This window comes from Mycobacterium sp. NPDC051804 (assembly GCF_044452905.1).
Lineage (GTDB): Bacteria > Actinomycetota > Actinomycetes > Mycobacteriales > Mycobacteriaceae > Mycobacterium.
Genome location: NZ_JBITCD010000004.1, coordinates 324,544 through 341,694, shown reverse-complemented (window position 1 = coordinate 341,694; position 17,151 = coordinate 324,544). Strand labels below are relative to the sequence as shown.

Below are 17,151 nucleotides of genomic sequence, written 5' to 3'. Positions count from 1 at the left end.
TACACGTCACCAGGAAGGCCAACTAGCGAATCATGTCTGACAATTCCACCGGCACGAAGGATATGACTCCTCACTTCGAGGACATCCAGCACCACTACGACCTGTCCGACGACTTCTTCGGGGTCTTCCAGGATCCGACGCGCAAGTACAGCTGCGCCTTCTTCACCAGCCCCCACGTGACGCTGTCCGAGGCCCAGATCGCCAATGTGGATCAGCACCTCGACGCGCTGGACCTCAAGCCCGGTATGACGCTGCTCGAGGTCGGCTGCGGATGGGGCCTGACCCTGCAGCGGGCGATGGAGAAGTACGACGTCAACGTCATCGGCCTGACGCTGTCGAAGAACCAGAAGGCCTACTGCGACCAACTGCTGGGCAATCTCAACAGCGAGCGGACGTTCGATGTGCGGCTGGAGGGGTGGGAGCAGTTCCACTCCCCCGTCGACCGGATCGTTTCGATCGAGGCCTTCGAGCACTTCGGCTTCGAGCGCTATGACGACTTCTTCAAGACCTGCTTCGACATCCTTCCCGACGACGGCCGGATGACCATCCAGAGCAGCGTCGGCTACCACCCTTACGACCTGGCCGAGCGCGGTAAGAAGCTCACGTTCGAGCTGGCCCGGTTCATCAAGTTCATCATCACGGAGATCTTCCCCGGCGGCCGCCTGCCGACCACGCAGATGATGGTCGAGCACGGCGAGAAGGCCGGCTTCGTGGTGCCTGAGCCGAAGTCGCTGCGCAACCACTACATCAAGACCCTTGGCATCTGGGCCGACCGGCTGGAGCGCGACAAGGACGCGGCCATCGCCGCGACCGACGAGGAGAACTACCACCGCTACATGCGGTATCTCCTGGGCGCGCAGTACTACTTCATCGACGAGTCCATCGACGTCAGCCTGGTGACCTACCTCAAGCCGGGCGCCGCAGCGGCCTAGTTCTTCGGTTCATCGCCGCGGGTTGTCGGATCCCGGCGGCATCGTTCGTCGTCCTGGTAGAGAGTGGAACACAGGGTTCTGCTCGCATCAGGAAGGTGACGCCATGTACTACTTCGCCCTATTGCTGGGACCCGAGTCCACCGATGAGCCCGACGCCGCCACCCAAGCCGAGATCATGTCGGCCTACGAGAATTTCCACGCCAACTTCGGCTCCGCGATCCGCGCCGGCGACGCCCTCGTCCCGTCAGCCACGGGTGCCCGGATCACCGGCGGGGCCGACGCGCCCGTCGTCACCGACGGGCCGTTCGCTGAGGCGGCCGAGGTGGCCGGCGGCTATTACGTCTTCGAGGCTGAGAATCTCGACGAGGTGTTGACCATCGCAGCCGCCATTCCCGCGTGCCAGAACGGCGCCGTCGAGGTGTGGCCGATGGTGGAGTACATGCCGCCCACCAAACCACTCGACAACAACTGGATCGCGCTGCTGCTCGAGCCCGCTGACTCCGTTCTCGCGCCGGGTACCCCCGAATGGAACGACATCGCCGCACAACACGGGAAGTTCGCCGCGGCGGTCGGAGATCGCGCCAACGGCGGTGCGCCGCTGCATCTGCCATCGACGGCGACGACGGTGCGCGTGCGTGACGGCAAGACGTTGCTGACCGACGGCCCCTACATCGAGGGCGCCGAGGTAGCCAACGGCTACCACATCCTCAACGTCACCGACCGGGACGAGGCCATCAAGGTCGCGTCGATGATCCCGGCGACGACTATCGAGCTCCGTCAACTCATGGGTCTCTCTGGCCTGTAGTAGCCGAATGACCAACCTGGACGGCGTCTTTCGACGCGAATGGGGTTCGGCTGTCGCGGCACTGGCGCGCTGGTCAGGTGACCTCACCGTCGCCGAGGACGCCGTTCAGGAGGCGTTCGCCGAGGCGTTGCGGGCGTGGCCCCGCGACGGCATGCCCGATAACGCCGGCGGATGGATTGTCGCGGTCGCGCGCAACCGTGCGCTGGATCGGCTGCGCCGTGAATCCGTCAGGCCCGGAAAGGAACTCGCTGCGGTGATCGACGACATATCCGCCCGCACCGACCGCCCGGGCGTGCCGCATCAGATTCGCGACGACGAACTGAGGATGATGTTCACTTGCGCGCATCCGGCGCTGGACCCGCAGTCGCAGTTGGCGCTCACGCTGCGGCTGATCTCCGGGCTCACGGTCCCCGAGATCGCCAGGGCGCTGTTGCAGTCAGAATCGGCGGTCGGTCAACGAATCACTCGTGCCAAGAACAAGGTTCGGCATGCCAACATCCCACTGCGGGTGCCGCCGCCCGATCTGCTGCCTGCGCGCACACCTCACGTGTTCGCCTGCATCTATTCGGTGTTCACCGAGGGATACTGGTCGACGGCCGGACCGTCGGCCATCCGCGACGAGCTCTGTGACGAGGCGATCCGCCTGGCCGGCGAGGTGTGTTCGTTGTTGCCCGACGAGCGCGACGGCCACGCGCTGGCCGCGCTCTTGCTTCTGCACGATTCGCGGCGACAGACCCGCGTCGACGCCGCCGGCGCACTCGTACCTCTCGACGAGCAGGACCGCAGCCGGTGGGACCGCGTGCGCATCACTCGGGGGCTCGATCGTCTTCGCAACGCGGCCGGAGCGACGGGACCGTACCTGCCACAGGCGGTGATCGCGGCGCTGCACGCGACGGCCCCGCGGTGGGAGGACACGGACTGGCACGGGATTTGCCGCGCCTATGACCGACTGATCGCGATCACCGACTCCCCCGTTGCGAGAGCAAACCGCGCCCTTGCGGTCGGATTTTTCGAAGGGTTCGATGCGGGCATGGCAGCGCTGGACGACGTCGCCGCCGACCCGCGGCTGGCCCGCTCTAACACAGTCGCATCGATTCGCGCCGACTTGTTGCGTCGGGCGGGTCGACATGTGGAGGCGCAGCGGTGGTACCTGCACGCGTTGGACCAAGCGGGTTCGGACCCGGCCCGGCAGTTCCTGCGCAGGCGCTACGGCGAATGTGGCGGGCAGTTGGATGTAGCTGGCGCCTAGCTGTCGTTAGGCAGCAGCCGGCTCAGAGCCCGCCGCATTCTCTGCGCCTTCCGCACCCTCCTCAGGACCCTCGACCTCGTCGGGATCGACCTGGCCGGCAGTGTCACCGCCGACAGTCGCGCCCTCGCCGGGCTTGTTCGGCGAGAAATTCAACGACACGCCGCCACCGTTTGCGTCGACCCTGTTCCCACCCGCGTCGTTGTTCTCTTCCGGATCCTTGGTGCCGATCTGGGTGCCCTGGTTCGGGTCACCCTGGTTCGGGTCGCCCTCGATCGGGTCACCCTGGTTCGGATCACCTTGGATCGGATCGCCCTCGATCGGGTCACCCTGGTTCGGGTCACCTTGGATCGGATCGCCCTCGATCGGGTCACCTTGGATCGGGTCACCCTGGATCGGGTCGCCTTGGATCGGGTCACCCTGGATCGGGTCGACCAGCCCATCGACGCTGCCCCCGGGGTCCTGCTGGAGCCCTGCTCCATCCAGCCCGTTGTCGAGAGACAGGAACGCGTTCTTCTCGTCGCCATCGGGCTGCTGCTCGATGTTGTCTTGCACCAGCGAAAGCCTCGACTTGGACGCGTCGTCGAAATCGCTGAGCATCGAGAACTGTTCGAGGTCGTCGCCCTCCTCGTCGCCCAGCGTTGATACCACGGGAACCGGTATCGGCGGGGTAAGCGGGATTTCGGTCGCCAATCCGAAGTTCGCAAAGAAGTTGTTGATGCCCTGGAATATCGCCGGGATCAACTTCACGATGAGCGTGACCGGATCGAACAGCGGGAACAGCTCGATCGGGGTGGCCTGACCGAACGGGATGTTGCGGTTGTAGCCGGTCTCTTCGATGATCACGCGTAGGGCGGGCTCGATAAGGTCCGCGATCGGCTTGCCCAGGAACGGGATTGAATGCAGCGGCCGGACGAGCGGCAGCACCTTGGGGGTAACGGTGTAGTAGGTGGTGTCGCTGCCTGGCACGTGCTGAATCTGGACATTCCGGGGATAAAGATGAGGGTTCTTGGTGAGCTCTTTCCACTCGGCGATGGAGTATCCAGCGGGTGTTTCATCAGGATCGCTGTCCTCGTTGATCGCCAGGTAGGTGCCGTGGTCGTAGTAGAAGCCGAGAAGCGAGTTGGCCACCGCCAGCGGATTCAGCAGGTACTGGGGGAAGTCAGCGATGCCCTCCCACCGGATCGCCCAGTCTTCGGTTTTGAATCCGGTATCCGTCGGCGTCGGCTGGCCGGTCGTGACATCGATGATCGGAATGGTGCCGAGGATGCCGAATCGCGACAAGATGCCACCGTTGGGGCGATTCGGGTTACCGATGAAGACGAACTCGATGTCCTCCAATTCGCTAATCAAGTCGGCCCATTCACCGCTGGCGATTTTCGTCTTCGCGATGCTGGCGACGCGGCCGCCCTGCGAGTAGCCGGCGATCACGACGTCGCCGGTATAGCCGGCGTCTTTGAGGGCCTGCAACTCCTCTTCGAGATTGTCGACACCATCGGCGACAGATACATCGAACTTCTCGCAACGACCGGGGTCGCACCAGCCGGGCAGGGGTAGCGGCCAGAACGACGCGTAATAATTCACACCCTCGAGTTCGCAGCTGTTCGCCACGGTGCACGACGAGTCCCGCATGTAGTAGTCGCGGAAGTTCTCCATGTAATCACCGACGTCGTTCGCATTGGGCGTTCCAGTACCCGGCACGATCAGCGCCGTCGTAGCGGCCAGACTGACGGCCGCCAACAGAGCCGTCATGGCAGTGAGCACAGCTGTGCTCAGCAGACCCAGCAAAGAAAGAAGAAATAGCCTGGTGGACTTACGCATCTGTCAACAATCACATAGTCAGGGGGCTGCACACCGCAAAACCGTGAACTTCGCAAATATTTTCTGGCAAACATTCTCGCGAGCGTCGAAAGCCGTCCGGCGTTCCCCGCCCACCAGACGCTGAAGCCCCTGAAAGCCATTGGCTTTCAGGGGCTCCGCTTGACGCTTTACTCCTCGGTGAAGTTACGCGTGACCGCCGGGTCCACGGGGATACCGGGACCGGTCGTCGTCGTGACGACAACCTTCTTCAGGTAGCGCCCCTTCGACGACGACGGCTTGGCACGCAGAACCTCGTCGAGCGCCGCGCCGTAGTTCTCGGCCAGCTTCTTCTCGTCGAAGGACGCCTTGCCGATCACGAAGTGCAGGTTGGCCTGCTTGTCGACACGGAAGTTGATCTTGCCGCCCTTGATGTCCGACACAGCCTTGGCCACATCAGGAGTCACAGTGCCGGTCTTGGGGTTCGGCATCAGGCCACGCGGGCCCAGCACGCGGGCGATCTTGCCGACCTTGGCCATCTGATCGGGCGTCGCGATAGCGGCGTCGAAGTCCAGGAAGCCGCCCTGGATCTTCTCGATCAGGTCGTCACTGCCCACCTCGTCGGCACCTGCGGCCGCGGCGGCCTCGGCCTTGTCACCCACGGCGAACACCACGACGCGCGCCGTCTTACCGGTGCCGTTGGGCAGGTTGACGGTGCCGCGCACCATCTGGTCGGCCTTACGCGGGTCGACACCCAGCCGGATCGCCACCTCGACGGTCGCGTCCTGCTTCTTGGACGACGTCTCCTTGGCGAGGCGCACAGCCTCCAGCGGGGAGTACAGGTTGTCCTTGTCGACCTTCTCGGCCGCTTCGCGATATGCCTTGCTGTTCTTGCTCATTGGTATCTCCTAATTGATGAGGTGTGGTTAGTCGGGCCGATGCCAGCCCTCCCACGGGATCCGGCTACTCGACGGTGATCCCCATCGACCGGGCGGTGCCGGCGATGATCTTGGACGCCGCGTCGATGTCGTTGGCGTTCAGGTCTTCCTTCTTGGTCTCGGCGATCTCGCGCACCTGATCCCAGGTCACCTTGGCGACCTTGGTGGTGTGCGGGGTGCCGGAACCCTTCTGCACGCCTGCGGCCTTCAACAGCAGCTTGGCGGCGGGCGGGGTCTTCAGCGCGAACGTGAAGCTGCGGTCCTCGTAGACGGTGATCTCCACGGGGATGACGTTGCCGCGCTGGCTTTCCGTCGCAGCGTTGTACGCCTTGCAGAACTCCATGATGTTGACGCCGTGCTGGCCCAGCGCCGGACCCACGGGCGGGGCGGGGTTGGCCTGCCCGGCCTGGATCTGGAGCTTGATCAGCCCGACGACCTTCTTCTTCGGGGCCATGAGTGTTCGGTTCCTTTTCTTTCTTGCGTGCTTTAGATCTTGGCGACCTGAGTAAAGGTCAGTTCAACAGGTGTTTCGCGGCCGAAGATGGACACCAGCACCTTGAGCTTCTGCTGCTCGGCATTGACCTCGCTGATCGACGCGGGCAGCGTGGCGAACGGACCGTCCATGACGGTGACCGATTCGCCGACCTCGAAGTCGACGAGGATCTCCGGACGCTCGATCGACGCCTCGGACGACGCGGCCGCGCCGGCCGTGCTCTTGGCCGGCTTCTTCGCCGCGGCCGGCGGCAGCAGGAACTTCACGACGTCGTCCAGGCTCAGCGGCGACGGCCGCGACGTCGCGCCGACGAAACCGGTGACGCCGGGCGTGTTACGCACCGCGCCCCACGACTCGTCGTTGAGTTCCATGCGAACCAGGATGTAGCCCGGCAGCACCTTGCGGTTGACCTGCTTGCGCTGGCCGTTCTTGATCTCGGTGACCTCTTCGGTGGGCACCTCGACCTGGAAGATGTAGTCGCCGACGTCGAGGTTCTGCACGCGGGTCTCGAGGTTGGCTTTCACCTTGTTCTCGTAGCCGGCGTAGCTGTGGATGACGTACCAGTCGCCGGGCCGCAGGCGCAGGTCTTTCTTCAGCGCGACAGCCGGGTCCTCGTCCTCGTCATCTACTGGCGCCTCAGCTTCTGGGGCGGCCTCAGCCTCGACAGGTGCGGCGTCCTCGACAGCCTCGGCAGCTGTGCTGTCGTCCAGATGCTCAGCGGCCTCGTCTGCAATCACGGTTGCCGGGTCCGCCGCTTCTGCGAGCGCATCGGACACGGCCGAAGGCGTATCGCCCTCGAAGGAAGTCACTAGTCAGTCCTCTCTCAGTACTTCACTCGTCAGCCGAACACCCACATGACGAGCTTGCCCACGCCCAGATCGACTCCACCGATCAGCGCCACCATGAACGCCAGGAAGACCAGCACCACGATGGTGTAGCTGACCATCTGCTTGCGGTTCGGCCAGATCACCTTGCGCAGCTCGGCGACGACCTGCTTCAGGTAGTTCCAGACAAAGACGAACGGGTTACGCGAGGAGCCGTCGGCGCGCTTCTTGGCGGTCTTCTTTCCTGTGCCCGAGCCGTTCTTGGTCGGCGACGCTTCGGTGCCGGTCTCCAGGTCGACAGCGCTGCTGACGTCCTCGCCGCTGGCCACGCGGCGCGACCGCTTGCCGCTGGGCCGGGTAGGCCGGGTTACGACCGCGCCGCTGCCGCCGGTGTCGTCGGACCCTGCGGAGCCGTCACGATCACGCTCGTCGCTCACCGCATGCCTTCCTTGTTCTGATCGTCTAATTGTGCGGACACCTTCCAGTGTCCACGCCTTGTCGAATATTCAGTTGAGCAGGGGCGACAGGACTTGAACCTGCAACCTGCGGTTTTGGAGACCGCTGCTCTGCCAGTTGAGCTACGCCCCTTCACGATGACACCGCTGGCACTTCCGTATCACCGGTTCCGGGGCTCACACAATTTGCGCGCTCCCCGTTCGGTCGATCTGTAACCGACGGACAGCGCGCTGGACTGGGAAAACCCCGAGTAGCGAGTGTAGCGCGCCACCCGCGTCAGGTACTAATCCGCCGCTTGGCCGTTGGTGCTGACGGCGGTGCGCACGACCTGGCCCGTTTCCGGATCCCATTTGGCCGAGATCGAGTTGTCGCCTTCGTGGCCCATCAGCGTGGTGTACGCCTCCATCACGACCGTGCCGTCCAGCTCGGCGCAGACGTTGCGGGTGGTGACGATGTCGGCGCCGAACCGCTCGTCGACCGTCTCGATGTACATCGTCCCGGTCAGCTTGTCCCCGACCTTGATCGGCCGGTGGAAGTGGAACTTCTGGTCGACCTGGACAATCTGCATGGTCTCCAGCCCGACGTCGACGTGCTGGAAGAAGTGATTCTGGATCATCACCGCGAAAATCGACGCGAACGTGAGCGGCGCAATGAGGGCGTCGTGACCGAGTTCAGCGGCTGCTGCCTCGTCGACCGTGGCAGGCGCAGCCGACTTCACTGCCCGTGCGTACTGGCGAACCTGCTCGCGGCCCACAACGAATGTGTCGGGGTATTTCCAGACCATCCCCCGGATGTCTGTCTTAAGTGCCATGGGTCATGCCAGCTTCGCGGTAGCGACGGCGCGGCCGAAGATCTTCTTTCCCCCCGCAGTGGCGGTCAACGCGATGGTGACCGACTTCGTCTCGGGCTCAACGGATTTCACGCGTCCGTTGAAGACGATTTCGGCACCGACGCCGTCGTTGGGAACCGGGACCACAGCGGTGAACCGCACGTTGTACTCGGTGACCGCAGCAGGGTCGCCGATCCAGGACGTGATGTAGCCGCCGCCCAGCCCCATGGTGAGCATGCCGTGGGCGATCGCGGTGTCCAGGCCGACCTGCTTGGCGATCTCGTCATCCCAGTGGATGGGGTTCAGGTCGCCGGATACGCCGGCGTAGTTCACCAAATCCCCTCGAGTCAGTGGGATCACCTTTTCGGGAAGCTGGTCGCCCACCTTCACCGAATCGAACTCACGCAGTGCCATCGCTGAAACCCTCTTCTCCTTCTTCCCCGGTACGCCCTGCCAGTGTCGTGTACGACTCCTGGACTACCTCTCCCCTGCCGTCGGTGACGACATTCTTGGTCACGATGATGTCGGTGCCATGCGCCTGCCGAACCGAATCCACGTAGACGTCGCAATAAAGTGTGTCACCGGCGTGGATTGGCTTGCGGAACTTCAACGTCTGATCGACCTGCACGATCTTCATGTCGGAAATGCCGATGTTGGCATCGGCGAAGAAGGCCGACTGCGCCATGTAGCCGAAGACGGAAATGAAGGTCAACGCCGCCGGAATCGAAGAGTGGCCAAGCTCGGCGGCCACATCGTCGTCGTGGTGGGCAGGGTGGTCGTTCTTCACCGCGGTCGCGTATTCGCGCAGCTTCTCACGTCCGACGACGTAGCAATCGGGATAGCGGTAGTGCATCCCGACGATCTGCTTCGACAGCGCCACAGTGGACCAATCCGTCAAGCCGCAGGCGGACGCCCACGGGTTGGCGATCGCTAGCGCGATTCCTTGTGTGCCTGGTGCTTACCGCAGTTCGGGCAGAACTTCTTGATCTCGAGCCGGTCGGGATCGTTGCGACGGTTCTTCTTCGTGATGTAGTTGCGGTGCTTGCACACCTCGCACGCCAAGGTGATCTTGGGCCGTACGTCAGTACTGGAGGCCACTTCTCTCGTCCTTTGTCTTACGGTTCTAACGTCTTGTAGCGGTGGGGGGACTCGATCCCCCGACCTCACGATTATGAGTCGTGCGCTCTAACCAGCTGAGCTACACCGCCCCGATAGTCCGGTCCGGCGAACCGGGCCGTCCACCGAGCCCCCTAACGGAATCGAACCGTTGACCTTTTCCTTACCATGGAAACGCTCTACCGACTGAGCTAAGGGGGCCTGACCCGACGGTCTCGCCGTGGGCCTTAAAGAGGGTACATTCTCCCCGTTTAACACGCCAAACTGCTGGTGGTGATAGGACGGTTACGTGATCGAACCCGGCACTCCTCGCGTGGCCGTCTATCTCGACTTCGACAACATCGTCATCTCCCGATACGACCAGATTCACGGACGCAACTCGTTTCAGAAGGACCGAACGGCCGGATTTCACACCAAGCCCGGCCGGCTCACCGAGGCCACCGTCGACGTCGGCGCAATCATCGACTTCGCGTCCTCGTTCGGCACGCTGGTGCTGACGCGGGCCTACGCCGACTGGTCAGCCGACGTCAACGCCGAATACCAGGGCCAACTCGTCGGCCGTGCCGTCGACCTGGTGCAACTCTTTCCCGCCGCCGCTTATGCCAAGAACGGCGCCGACATCCGGTTGGCGGTCGACGCGGTGGAGGACATGTTCCGCCTGCCCGACCTCACCCACGTCGTCATCGTCGCCGGGGACTCCGACTACATCGCCCTGGCGCAGCGGTGCAAGCGGCTAGGCCGCTACGTCGTCGGCATCGGGATCACGGGCTCGATCAGCCGGTCGCTGACGGCGGCCTGCGACGAGTTCGTCACCTACGACGCGCTGCCGGGTGTGCCGGTGACCGAGCCGCCGAAGAAGAAGCCCCGCAAGAAGGCCGCCGACGGCGACGGGGAGTCGGACTCACCCGACCCGCAAGCCACTGCCACCGCGCTTCTGGAGCGGGCCCTGCGGATCGGTCACGAGAAGGACGACGCCGACTGGCTACACAATTCCGCGGTCAAGGCTCAGATGAAGCGGATGGACCCGTCGTTCTCGGAGAAGTCGCTGGGATTCCGCTCGTTCAGCGATTTCCTGCGCTCCCGAAGTGACGTGGCCGAGCTCGACGAGAGCAGCACGACCCGCATGGTGCGGCTGCGCCGCAGCGACTGAATAGTCTTGGGGCATGACCGACCGCTTGTACTTCCGCCAGCTGCTGTCCGGCAGAGATTTCGCCGCCGGGGACATGATCGCCGAGCAGATGCGCAACTTCTCCTATCTGATCGGCGACCGCGAGACCGGGGACTGCGTCGTCGTCGATCCGGCGTATGCAGCGGGCGATCTGGTCGACGCGCTCGAATCCGACGGTATGCACCTCTCAGGCGTGCTCGTCAGCCATCACCATCCCGACCACGTCGGCGGCTCGATGATGGGCTTCGAACTGAAGGGTCTCGCCGAGCTGCTGGAGCGGGTGAGCGTGCCTGTCCACGTCAATAGCGTTGAGGCCGAATGGGTTTCACGTGTCACCGGCATCGCCCGCAGCGAGCTGACGGACCACCAGCACGGCGATGTCGTCAAGGTCGGCGATATCGACATCGAGCTACTCCATACTCCCGGCCACACCCCGGGCAGCCAGTGCTTCCTGCTCGACGGCCGGCTCGTCGCTGGTGACACGCTCTTTCTGGAGGGCTGCGGCCGCACCGACTTCCCCGGCGGTGACGTCGACGAGATGTTCCGCAGTCTGCAAGCGCTGGCGCAGCTTTCTGGCGATCCGACAGTCTTTCCTGGCCACTGGTATTCGCAGGAGCCCAGCGCCGCGCTGTCGGAGGTCAAGCGCACGAATTACGTATACCGTGCCAGCAATCTGGACCAGTGGCGCATGTTGATGGGCGGTTGACCCCGCGCGACGTTGGAGTTTGCCGTAGCAAAACTCGCCGGGTGTCGACGGCCTGGGTTATTCTCCGTCCGCAGCGCCTCTGGTGCGCGCGATGGGGAGGACCCGGTGCGATGACGACACCCACGTCCGCAGGCTGGTACCCCGATCCCGACGGCAGTGACGGTCAACGGTATTGGGACGGAAACTCGTGGACCAACGAGGAACCCACGGCCGTCGTCCATCTGCGGCCAGTACCGACGGAACCGGCCGCCGGTGCCCTCGACCCGGCGCCACCGCCATCGAACGACGGCCGCGGCCTCCTCATTAAATTTGGCGCCGCATGCGCCGCTCTCCTGGTGATCCTCATCGGCCTGGCCGTCTACGGGTTTCTGATCAAGAAGTCTCCGGAGGTACAACTTTCAGCGCCTGGCGACGGGGCGATCACCACCGAAGCGACTCAAGACTCGGGACCGGACGGTTTCGAGCCGCCCGCTCCCGCGCCGCCCGTTCCGCCCGGGCAGGCGACGGACGGCCCCATGTCGTTCACCGTCCACGGCATGGAGATCGGCCCGACGGTCGGCATGTCGAATGGACCTCTCGAGAAAAACGCGGAGGGGCAATTCGTCGTCGTGCACATGACCGTGTCGAACACTGGGCCCGATGCCGAGTCGTTCGTCGGCATGTTCCAGACACTTCTGTCCGGCGGCACCACCTATCCGGTGGCTGACGAGGCGACGGCCTATCTCGGGGGCACGGCGGCGGAACTCCTGCCGGGCACAGCCACCGACGTGTCCATCGCGTTCGACGTGCCGACGGGCACCGTGCCCGAAGCCATTGAGCTGCACTCCGAACCGGACAGTCCCGGCGTCCAGGTTCCGCTGCCGTAGCTGGCAAGGTTGTCGCGAACCCCTGTAAGCACTCCCGTCTCTGCTTACCCACCTTCCTGGGATTTTCCAGCAAATGACGCTGGCGCCAATTTTGCTGATGCGGTGGGAGTGATCGGACCGTGGTATACACCGGTGCGTGGAAACCGACCTCCGGGCACTGCGCGTGACCGACGTCTCGGCCCACGGGTGGATCGCACTGGCCGCCTGGGTGGCCGTCATGGTCCTCGTCGCGGCGCTGATCTACGCATGGCGGGCATATCAGCGGGCCAGGGCACACGCCGAAGAGCTCATGCAGCCGAACGTGTCGATGTTCATGGAGCCCGCCGCCAACGACTGGCACCTCGTCGAACTCGTCGTGAAGAACTTCGGTCAGACGCCGGCGTACGGCATCCGATTCGAGTGGGCTCACCCTCCCACCGTCGGCAAGTACGAGAACGTCTACGAGGACCGCTACGTCGACATCGTTCCGCTCAATCTCCCCGCAGAGATCCCGTATCTGGCGCCGTCGCAAGAATTCCGGATCGTGTGGGACTCAGCGCTGGACCGCCGCGAACTCGGGGAAACGATTGCCTCGCGCTTCGACGGCGCCGTCACGTACTCCGACACACCGACGACCAAGGGGGCGAAGCGCGCCACCGGCCGCCAGTTCCGGTCCGCGGCCGTATTGGACTGGGCGACACTGCATCCCGTCGAACGCCTGAAATTGCTGACCACCCACGATCTGGCGCGACAGGAAAAGCAGAAGCTCGAGCTGCTGCGAAACCTGTTGACCTACTACCACTACGCGGCAAGCGAGAGTCGCGAAGAGGTGCTGCGCAGCGAGATCAACAGGGTCCGCACGGCTGCCGACAAGATGCGCGAGCGCCTGACCGCCGCCCAGGTGAAGACGCCCGCCGCCCAGGAGCCCGCGCCGCCGCGCGAGGCTCCACGTAAAGCGCCCCCGCCGCCGCCGCGCGAAGTTCCGTTCAGTACCGGGCCGGTGGAAACGCCGTTTCTCACGCCTGCGCGCGAAGCACAGTTCAACGGCACTAACTTCGACGACGACGACGCTCACACCCAGGTGATCAACGGACGGCCCAGGCACCGGCGCGATCTCGCCTAGTGCGGCTTGGGGTTGGATTTCGTAACACTGTTACGTAACATCGGTCTGAAATCTCGGCGCACTCAGAGGAGAGGCGATGACCAGCCCAGTCGGCTATGAGCTCAATGATTCAGTCGCGACGATCACCATGGACGACGGCAAGGTCAACGTGCTGGGTCCGGACATGCAGGCCGCGATCAACGAGGCCCTCGACCGCGCTGAGAAGGACTCCGCGAAAGCAGTGGTGCTCGCCGGCAACGATCGCGTGTTCAGCGGCGGGTTCGACCTGGCGGTGTTCCAGTCCGGCGACGCGCAGGCGGCGCACAACATGCTGGCAGGCGGCTTCGAGTTGTCGGTGCGGTGCCTGACGTTCCCCGCGCCGGTGATCATGGCGGCGACGGGCTCGGCTATCGCGATGGGCTCGTTTCTCCTGTTGTCGGGCGACCACCGGGTGGGGCAGCCGAAGACCAAGTGTCAGGCGATCGAGGTGGCGATCGGTATGACGATTCCGATCTCGGCGCTCGAGATCATGCGGATGAGGTTGACTCCGGCGGCCTTCCACCGCGGCGCCGCACTTGCCTCGATCTACGTCGGGGACGAGACGATCGCGGCCGGCTGGCTGGACGAGATCGTCGAGAAGGACCAGGTGCTCGCCAGCGCCCAGGCCACTGCCGCCGCGGCCGCGCAGTTGCACACTGGCGCCCACGTGGCGACCAAACTCAAGGCGCGCGAGTCTGCGTTGAAGGCGATCCAGGCCGGAATCGATGGATTGGCAACGGAATTCAGCCTCGGCTAGGCCGCTGAGATGCCGAGGGCCAAGCAACGTACGCCGGAACTTCGCGCGCACCTGCTAGAGGTCGCGATCGCGACGCTGGCTGAGGACGGTTTCGTCGGATTCACGACGCGGCGGGTTGCCGAGCGGGCGGGTACGTCGGTGCCCGCGGTCTACGAATTGTTCGTCGACAAGGCGGGCCTGGTGCGCGCGATGTTCTTCGAAGGCTTTCGTCTGCTGGGAGCCGAGCTGGCAAAGGTGCCCGTGAGCGACGATCCCCTGGCCGACCTGGAGCGGCTGGTGCCGGTATTCCGGCTCTTCTGCCGGGCTTACCCGCGGCTGGCGCAGGTGATGTTCTCGCGGCCATTCATGGACTTCGAACCCGGACCCGACGAACTGGCGGCGGGGGCGTCCGTGCGCGAGGTGTTCATCGGCCGGATCCAGCGGTGTGTCGATGCGGGGCTGATGTCGGGCGACGTCACGGACATCGCGCATGTGTTGCTCGCATTGGCTCAGGGTCTGGCTGTGCAGGAGTTGGGCCGGTGGCTGGGGCCGACGGGGCCGTCGGTCGAGCGGCGGTGGAAGCTGGGCGTCGGGGCGGTGCTGGCGGGCTTCCGGGGCGCTTGATCGCGCGCCGCGAGTGACCCCAAAATGCACGCAGTTTACGGCGCGTCGGCGTACAGACACGGTCGCTCGCGCCAAACGGAAGTTGGGGCAATTGCCCCATGCCGCCGCGCAGCCCGTCGACAAATGATGACGGCATGACTACCACACCCCAAGCGGCCGCGACCGCATCCAAGAACATGCCCCTGCCCGACGGCGACGAGGAACGCGTCGTGGGCTTCGGCGTCATGGGCCTGCCCTTCGCCAACGGGCACTACCTCGCCTTCCGCGACTTCCCCGAGACGTCCTTCTCCCCCGCCTATCTGTCGGTATGGCACCGCACTCCCGACGGGGTGTGGACGTTCTACGCGACCACGCCCGGCCCGCAGAGCTGCTCGCGCTACTTCAGCTCGGCCACCCCTGTCGATCCGGTTGTCTGCGCCATCACGTCGCACTGGGTCACTCCGTGGTCGCTGGCGATTTCCATTGACGGAGTTCTGGATTGGCGCGTCGACATCACCACGACGCCCGCGACGCGACTGATGAGCGTCGTCGGATCAACGATGCCCGCGAAGATGTCGCGGAGCCGCAAGGTGCTCGCCGCGATCAGCCCGCTCGTCGGACCGCTGCTGGGCATCGGCCGGATCAAGCTCACCGGCAACCTGCCCAACGGGCAGGAGTTCCGGATCGCACCGAGGCGGGTGTGGGCAGTCGCCGACTCCAGTGCCGTCGTCCGTGGCGAGGATCTCGGCCCCGTCGGGCCACACCCCGTTCAGGGCAACCTGGCGGACTTCCAGCTCCCCCAGCGCGGCATCTGCGTCGTCGCGCAGGGCCGATTCGAAGCGTTCGACGTCGCGCGGCACCGCGATGGCGACCGTCTTGACCTTTCCAGCTGACCGAGCGATGACGACAGCGCAGAATCGGTACATGCCCCCTCGGCAGTCGCCGCCAGCCCTCCCGACCCGTGCGGAGGTGCTGGCGGCGCTGTCCGTGGCCATCGACCTCGGGCTGGGGCAGCCCGCCGAGCACATGCTGCGGTCGGCGCTGATCGCCACCCGGATCGCCGACCGTCTGGGACTCAGTGCCTCACAGCGCGATTGCATCTACTACGCGACGCTGATCATGTGGATCGGCTGTCACGCCGACTCGCATGAGTACGCGCGGTGGTTCGGTGACGACATCGCCGTCCGGCGCGGTTCGTATCTCGTCGACTGGTCGGGCCTGCCGTACCAGCGCTTCCTGCTGACCAACATCGGCCGCGGCGAGTCCCTGCTGTCGCGGCTGAAGACCGCCGCGACGCTGTATGCCAATGCGCGGGGCCATATTTCGGAACTCATCCACTCGCACTGCACCTCGGCGGCACTGCTGGCCCAACGGATCGGGCTGTCCGACGATGTGCAGACCGCGCTGCGGTTCACCTTCGAACGCTTCGACGGCGGCGGCTTGCCGACCGGGGCTGCGGGCGTGGCCATTCCGATCGAGATGCGAGTGGCCCAGCTCGCCGACATGGTCGAGGTGCATCAGCGCGAGTACGGCACCGACGGTGCGGTCGCGATGGCGCGCAGCCGCCGCGGTGGACAATTCGATCCCGCGGTCGTCGACGCGTTCGTCGCCGACCCGGCGGGAGTGCTCGCGGTCCCGTCCGCAGGCGACGTCTGGGCGACGGCGCTGCAGCACGCACCCGACCGCGGCACCCGCCTCGATGGGCCTTCACTGGATGCGCTGTTGATGGCGCTCGGCGATTTCGTCGACCTCAAATGCCCCTTCACTCTCGGGCATTCGCGCGCGGTCGCCGAACTTGCCGCCGACGCCGCCGTCACCGCCGGGTTGGACGAGGACGCCGTCACGTTGACTCGCAGGGCGGCCTGGGTGCACGACATCGGGCGCATCGGGGTGTCGAACCAGATCTGGTCCAAGTCAAGCGATCTGACCATGGCGGAGTTCGAACGGATGCGTCTACACCCGTATCTGTCCGAACGCATCCTGTCCCGGGTGCCGGGTCTGAAGGACGTCGCCGCCGTAGCCACCAACCATCACGAATGCCTGGACGGCTCCGGCTATCCACGAGGCCTGGCGGCGCGGCAGCTGACGATGCCCGACCGGTTGTTGGCGTGCGCCGTGAGCTATCAGAGCGCCCTGGAACCGCGGCCCTACCGCGAGGCGCTCGGGCCGGCCGGGGCGGCGCGTCGGCTGCGCGAGCGGGTTCGCGACGGCGAGCTGGACTCGGTCGCGGCCGACGCCGTGCTCTACGCCTCCGGCCATGCGCCGAGCCGGCCGAAAGCGCGGCCGCACGGGTTGACCGCACGCGAGGTCGAGGTACTGCGTCTCGTCGCGCAGGGTGCCAGCAACAAGGAGATCGCGGCCAAGCTGGTGCTCAGCGAGAAGACGGTTCGCAATCACGTGGAACGTACGTACACCAAGATCGGCGTTTCCAACCGGATCGGCGCAAGCATGTATGCACTCGAGCACGGGCTGGCGGAATCTCGCGAGAGTTGAGGCATCCGCCTCATGCGGCGGTG

20 protein-coding genes and 3 tRNA genes are annotated in these 17,151 nt (G+C 64.9%); 11 read left to right on the top strand and 12 right to left on the bottom strand.

Annotated features, from left to right (window positions below):
• Positions 1–32 precede the first annotated feature (32 nt).
• The 3 genes from ACIA48_RS17080 (at position 33) to ACIA48_RS17070 (ending at position 2,986) form a co-directional block, all read left to right on the top strand.
• Positions 33–932: a cyclopropane mycolic acid synthase family methyltransferase gene (locus tag ACIA48_RS17080; protein ID WP_396733720.1), complete on the top strand. Its 900-nt coding sequence runs from the start codon at positions 33–35 to the stop codon at positions 930–932.
• A gap of 103 nt (positions 933–1,035) precedes the next feature.
• A complete protein-coding gene (locus tag ACIA48_RS17075; protein WP_396733717.1) occupies positions 1,036–1,737 on the top strand; it encodes a YciI family protein in 702 nt (233 codons plus the stop codon).
• Between the two features lie 7 nt (positions 1,738–1,744).
• A complete protein-coding gene (locus tag ACIA48_RS17070) occupies positions 1,745–2,986 on the top strand; it encodes an RNA polymerase sigma factor (RefSeq protein ID WP_396733715.1) in 1,242 nt (413 codons plus the stop codon).
• Between the two features lie 6 nt (positions 2,987–2,992).
• Here ACIA48_RS17070 and ACIA48_RS17065 read toward each other — a convergent pair whose 3' ends face one another.
• The 12 genes from ACIA48_RS17065 to ACIA48_RS17010 all read right to left on the bottom strand — a co-directional run bounded on the left by ACIA48_RS17065 (position 2,993) and on the right by ACIA48_RS17010 (position 9,637).
• Positions 2,993–4,735: a PE-PPE domain-containing protein gene (locus ACIA48_RS17065; RefSeq protein ID WP_396733712.1), complete on the bottom strand. Its 1,743-nt coding sequence runs from the start codon at positions 4,733–4,735 to the stop codon at positions 2,993–2,995.
• 236 nt (positions 4,736–4,971) lie between these two features.
• Positions 4,972–5,679 carry a 50S ribosomal protein L1 gene (rplA, locus tag ACIA48_RS17060; protein ID WP_396733710.1) on the bottom strand — a complete coding sequence of 236 codons (708 nt, stop codon included), beginning with the start codon at positions 5,677–5,679 and terminating at the stop codon, positions 4,972–4,974.
• Between the two features lie 64 nt (positions 5,680–5,743).
• Entirely contained in the window at positions 5,744–6,172 is a 429-nt protein-coding gene (rplK, locus tag ACIA48_RS17055) for a 50S ribosomal protein L11 (RefSeq protein WP_396733707.1), read from the bottom strand.
• Between the two features lie 32 nt (positions 6,173–6,204).
• The gene (gene nusG, locus ACIA48_RS17050; RefSeq protein WP_396735039.1) at positions 6,205–6,921 is read right to left on the bottom strand and encodes a transcription termination/antitermination protein NusG; all 717 of its coding nucleotides are present in this window, start codon (positions 6,919–6,921) and stop codon (positions 6,205–6,207) included.
• A gap of 128 nt (positions 6,922–7,049) precedes the next feature.
• Entirely contained in the window at positions 7,050–7,472 is a 423-nt protein-coding gene (secE, locus tag ACIA48_RS17045) for a preprotein translocase subunit SecE (RefSeq protein WP_396733704.1), read from the bottom strand.
• Positions 7,473–7,550: 78 nt separating this feature from the next.
• Positions 7,551–7,623: transfer RNA gene (locus ACIA48_RS17040), tRNA-Trp, on the bottom strand.
• A gap of 151 nt (positions 7,624–7,774) precedes the next feature.
• Positions 7,775–8,302 (bottom strand): (3R)-hydroxyacyl-ACP dehydratase subunit HadC, encoded by a 528-nt coding sequence (hadC, locus tag ACIA48_RS17035; RefSeq protein ID WP_396733701.1) that lies wholly within the window; start codon positions 8,300–8,302, stop codon positions 7,775–7,777.
• A 3-nt stretch (positions 8,303–8,305) separates the two neighbouring features.
• The gene (hadB, locus tag ACIA48_RS17030; RefSeq protein ID WP_396733698.1) at positions 8,306–8,734 is read right to left on the bottom strand and encodes a (3R)-hydroxyacyl-ACP dehydratase subunit HadB; all 429 of its coding nucleotides are present in this window, start codon (positions 8,732–8,734) and stop codon (positions 8,306–8,308) included.
• Positions 8,721–9,200, bottom strand: coding sequence for a (3R)-hydroxyacyl-ACP dehydratase subunit HadA (gene hadA / locus ACIA48_RS17025; RefSeq protein WP_396733696.1), 480 nt, complete (start codon positions 9,198–9,200; stop codon positions 8,721–8,723). The genes hadB and hadA overlap by 14 nt, the downstream gene beginning before the upstream one ends.
• Before the next feature lie 50 nt (positions 9,201–9,250).
• Positions 9,251–9,418 (bottom strand): 50S ribosomal protein L33, encoded by a 168-nt coding sequence (gene rpmG / locus ACIA48_RS17020; protein ID WP_003929651.1) that lies wholly within the window; start codon positions 9,416–9,418, stop codon positions 9,251–9,253.
• A 36-nt stretch (positions 9,419–9,454) separates the two neighbouring features.
• Positions 9,455–9,528: transfer RNA gene (locus ACIA48_RS17015), tRNA-Met, on the bottom strand.
• A 36-nt stretch (positions 9,529–9,564) separates the two neighbouring features.
• A tRNA-Thr gene (locus ACIA48_RS17010) sits at positions 9,565–9,637 on the bottom strand.
• 88 nt (positions 9,638–9,725) lie between these two features.
• Here ACIA48_RS17010 and ACIA48_RS17005 point away from each other — a divergent pair.
• The 8 genes from ACIA48_RS17005 to ACIA48_RS16970 all read left to right on the top strand — a co-directional run bounded on the left by ACIA48_RS17005 (position 9,726) and on the right by ACIA48_RS16970 (position 17,128).
• Positions 9,726–10,586 (top strand): NYN domain-containing protein, encoded by an 861-nt coding sequence (locus ACIA48_RS17005; protein WP_396733692.1) that lies wholly within the window; start codon positions 9,726–9,728, stop codon positions 10,584–10,586.
• A gap of 13 nt (positions 10,587–10,599) precedes the next feature.
• Positions 10,600–11,310: an MBL fold metallo-hydrolase gene (locus tag ACIA48_RS17000; RefSeq protein ID WP_396733690.1), complete on the top strand. Its 711-nt coding sequence runs from the start codon at positions 10,600–10,602 to the stop codon at positions 11,308–11,310.
• A gap of 110 nt (positions 11,311–11,420) precedes the next feature.
• A complete protein-coding gene (locus ACIA48_RS16995) occupies positions 11,421–12,176 on the top strand; it encodes a DUF4352 domain-containing protein (protein WP_396733687.1) in 756 nt (251 codons plus the stop codon).
• Positions 12,177–12,312: 136 nt separating this feature from the next.
• On the top strand, positions 12,313–13,278 hold the full coding sequence (locus ACIA48_RS16990; RefSeq protein WP_396733685.1) for a hypothetical protein: 966 nt from the start codon (positions 12,313–12,315) through the stop codon (positions 13,276–13,278).
• A gap of 76 nt (positions 13,279–13,354) precedes the next feature.
• Entirely contained in the window at positions 13,355–14,053 is a 699-nt protein-coding gene (locus ACIA48_RS16985) for a crotonase/enoyl-CoA hydratase family protein (RefSeq protein ID WP_396733682.1), read from the top strand.
• 9 nt (positions 14,054–14,062) lie between these two features.
• Positions 14,063–14,656 (top strand): TetR/AcrR family transcriptional regulator, encoded by a 594-nt coding sequence (locus ACIA48_RS16980; RefSeq protein ID WP_396733679.1) that lies wholly within the window; start codon positions 14,063–14,065, stop codon positions 14,654–14,656.
• Between the two features lie 134 nt (positions 14,657–14,790).
• The gene (locus ACIA48_RS16975) at positions 14,791–15,528 is read left to right on the top strand and encodes a hypothetical protein (protein ID WP_396733678.1); all 738 of its coding nucleotides are present in this window, start codon (positions 14,791–14,793) and stop codon (positions 15,526–15,528) included.
• A gap of 31 nt (positions 15,529–15,559) precedes the next feature.
• Positions 15,560–17,128, top strand: coding sequence for an HD domain-containing phosphohydrolase (locus tag ACIA48_RS16970; RefSeq protein ID WP_396733675.1), 1,569 nt, complete (start codon positions 15,560–15,562; stop codon positions 17,126–17,128).
• The last annotated feature ends 23 nt before the right edge of the window (positions 17,129–17,151 follow it).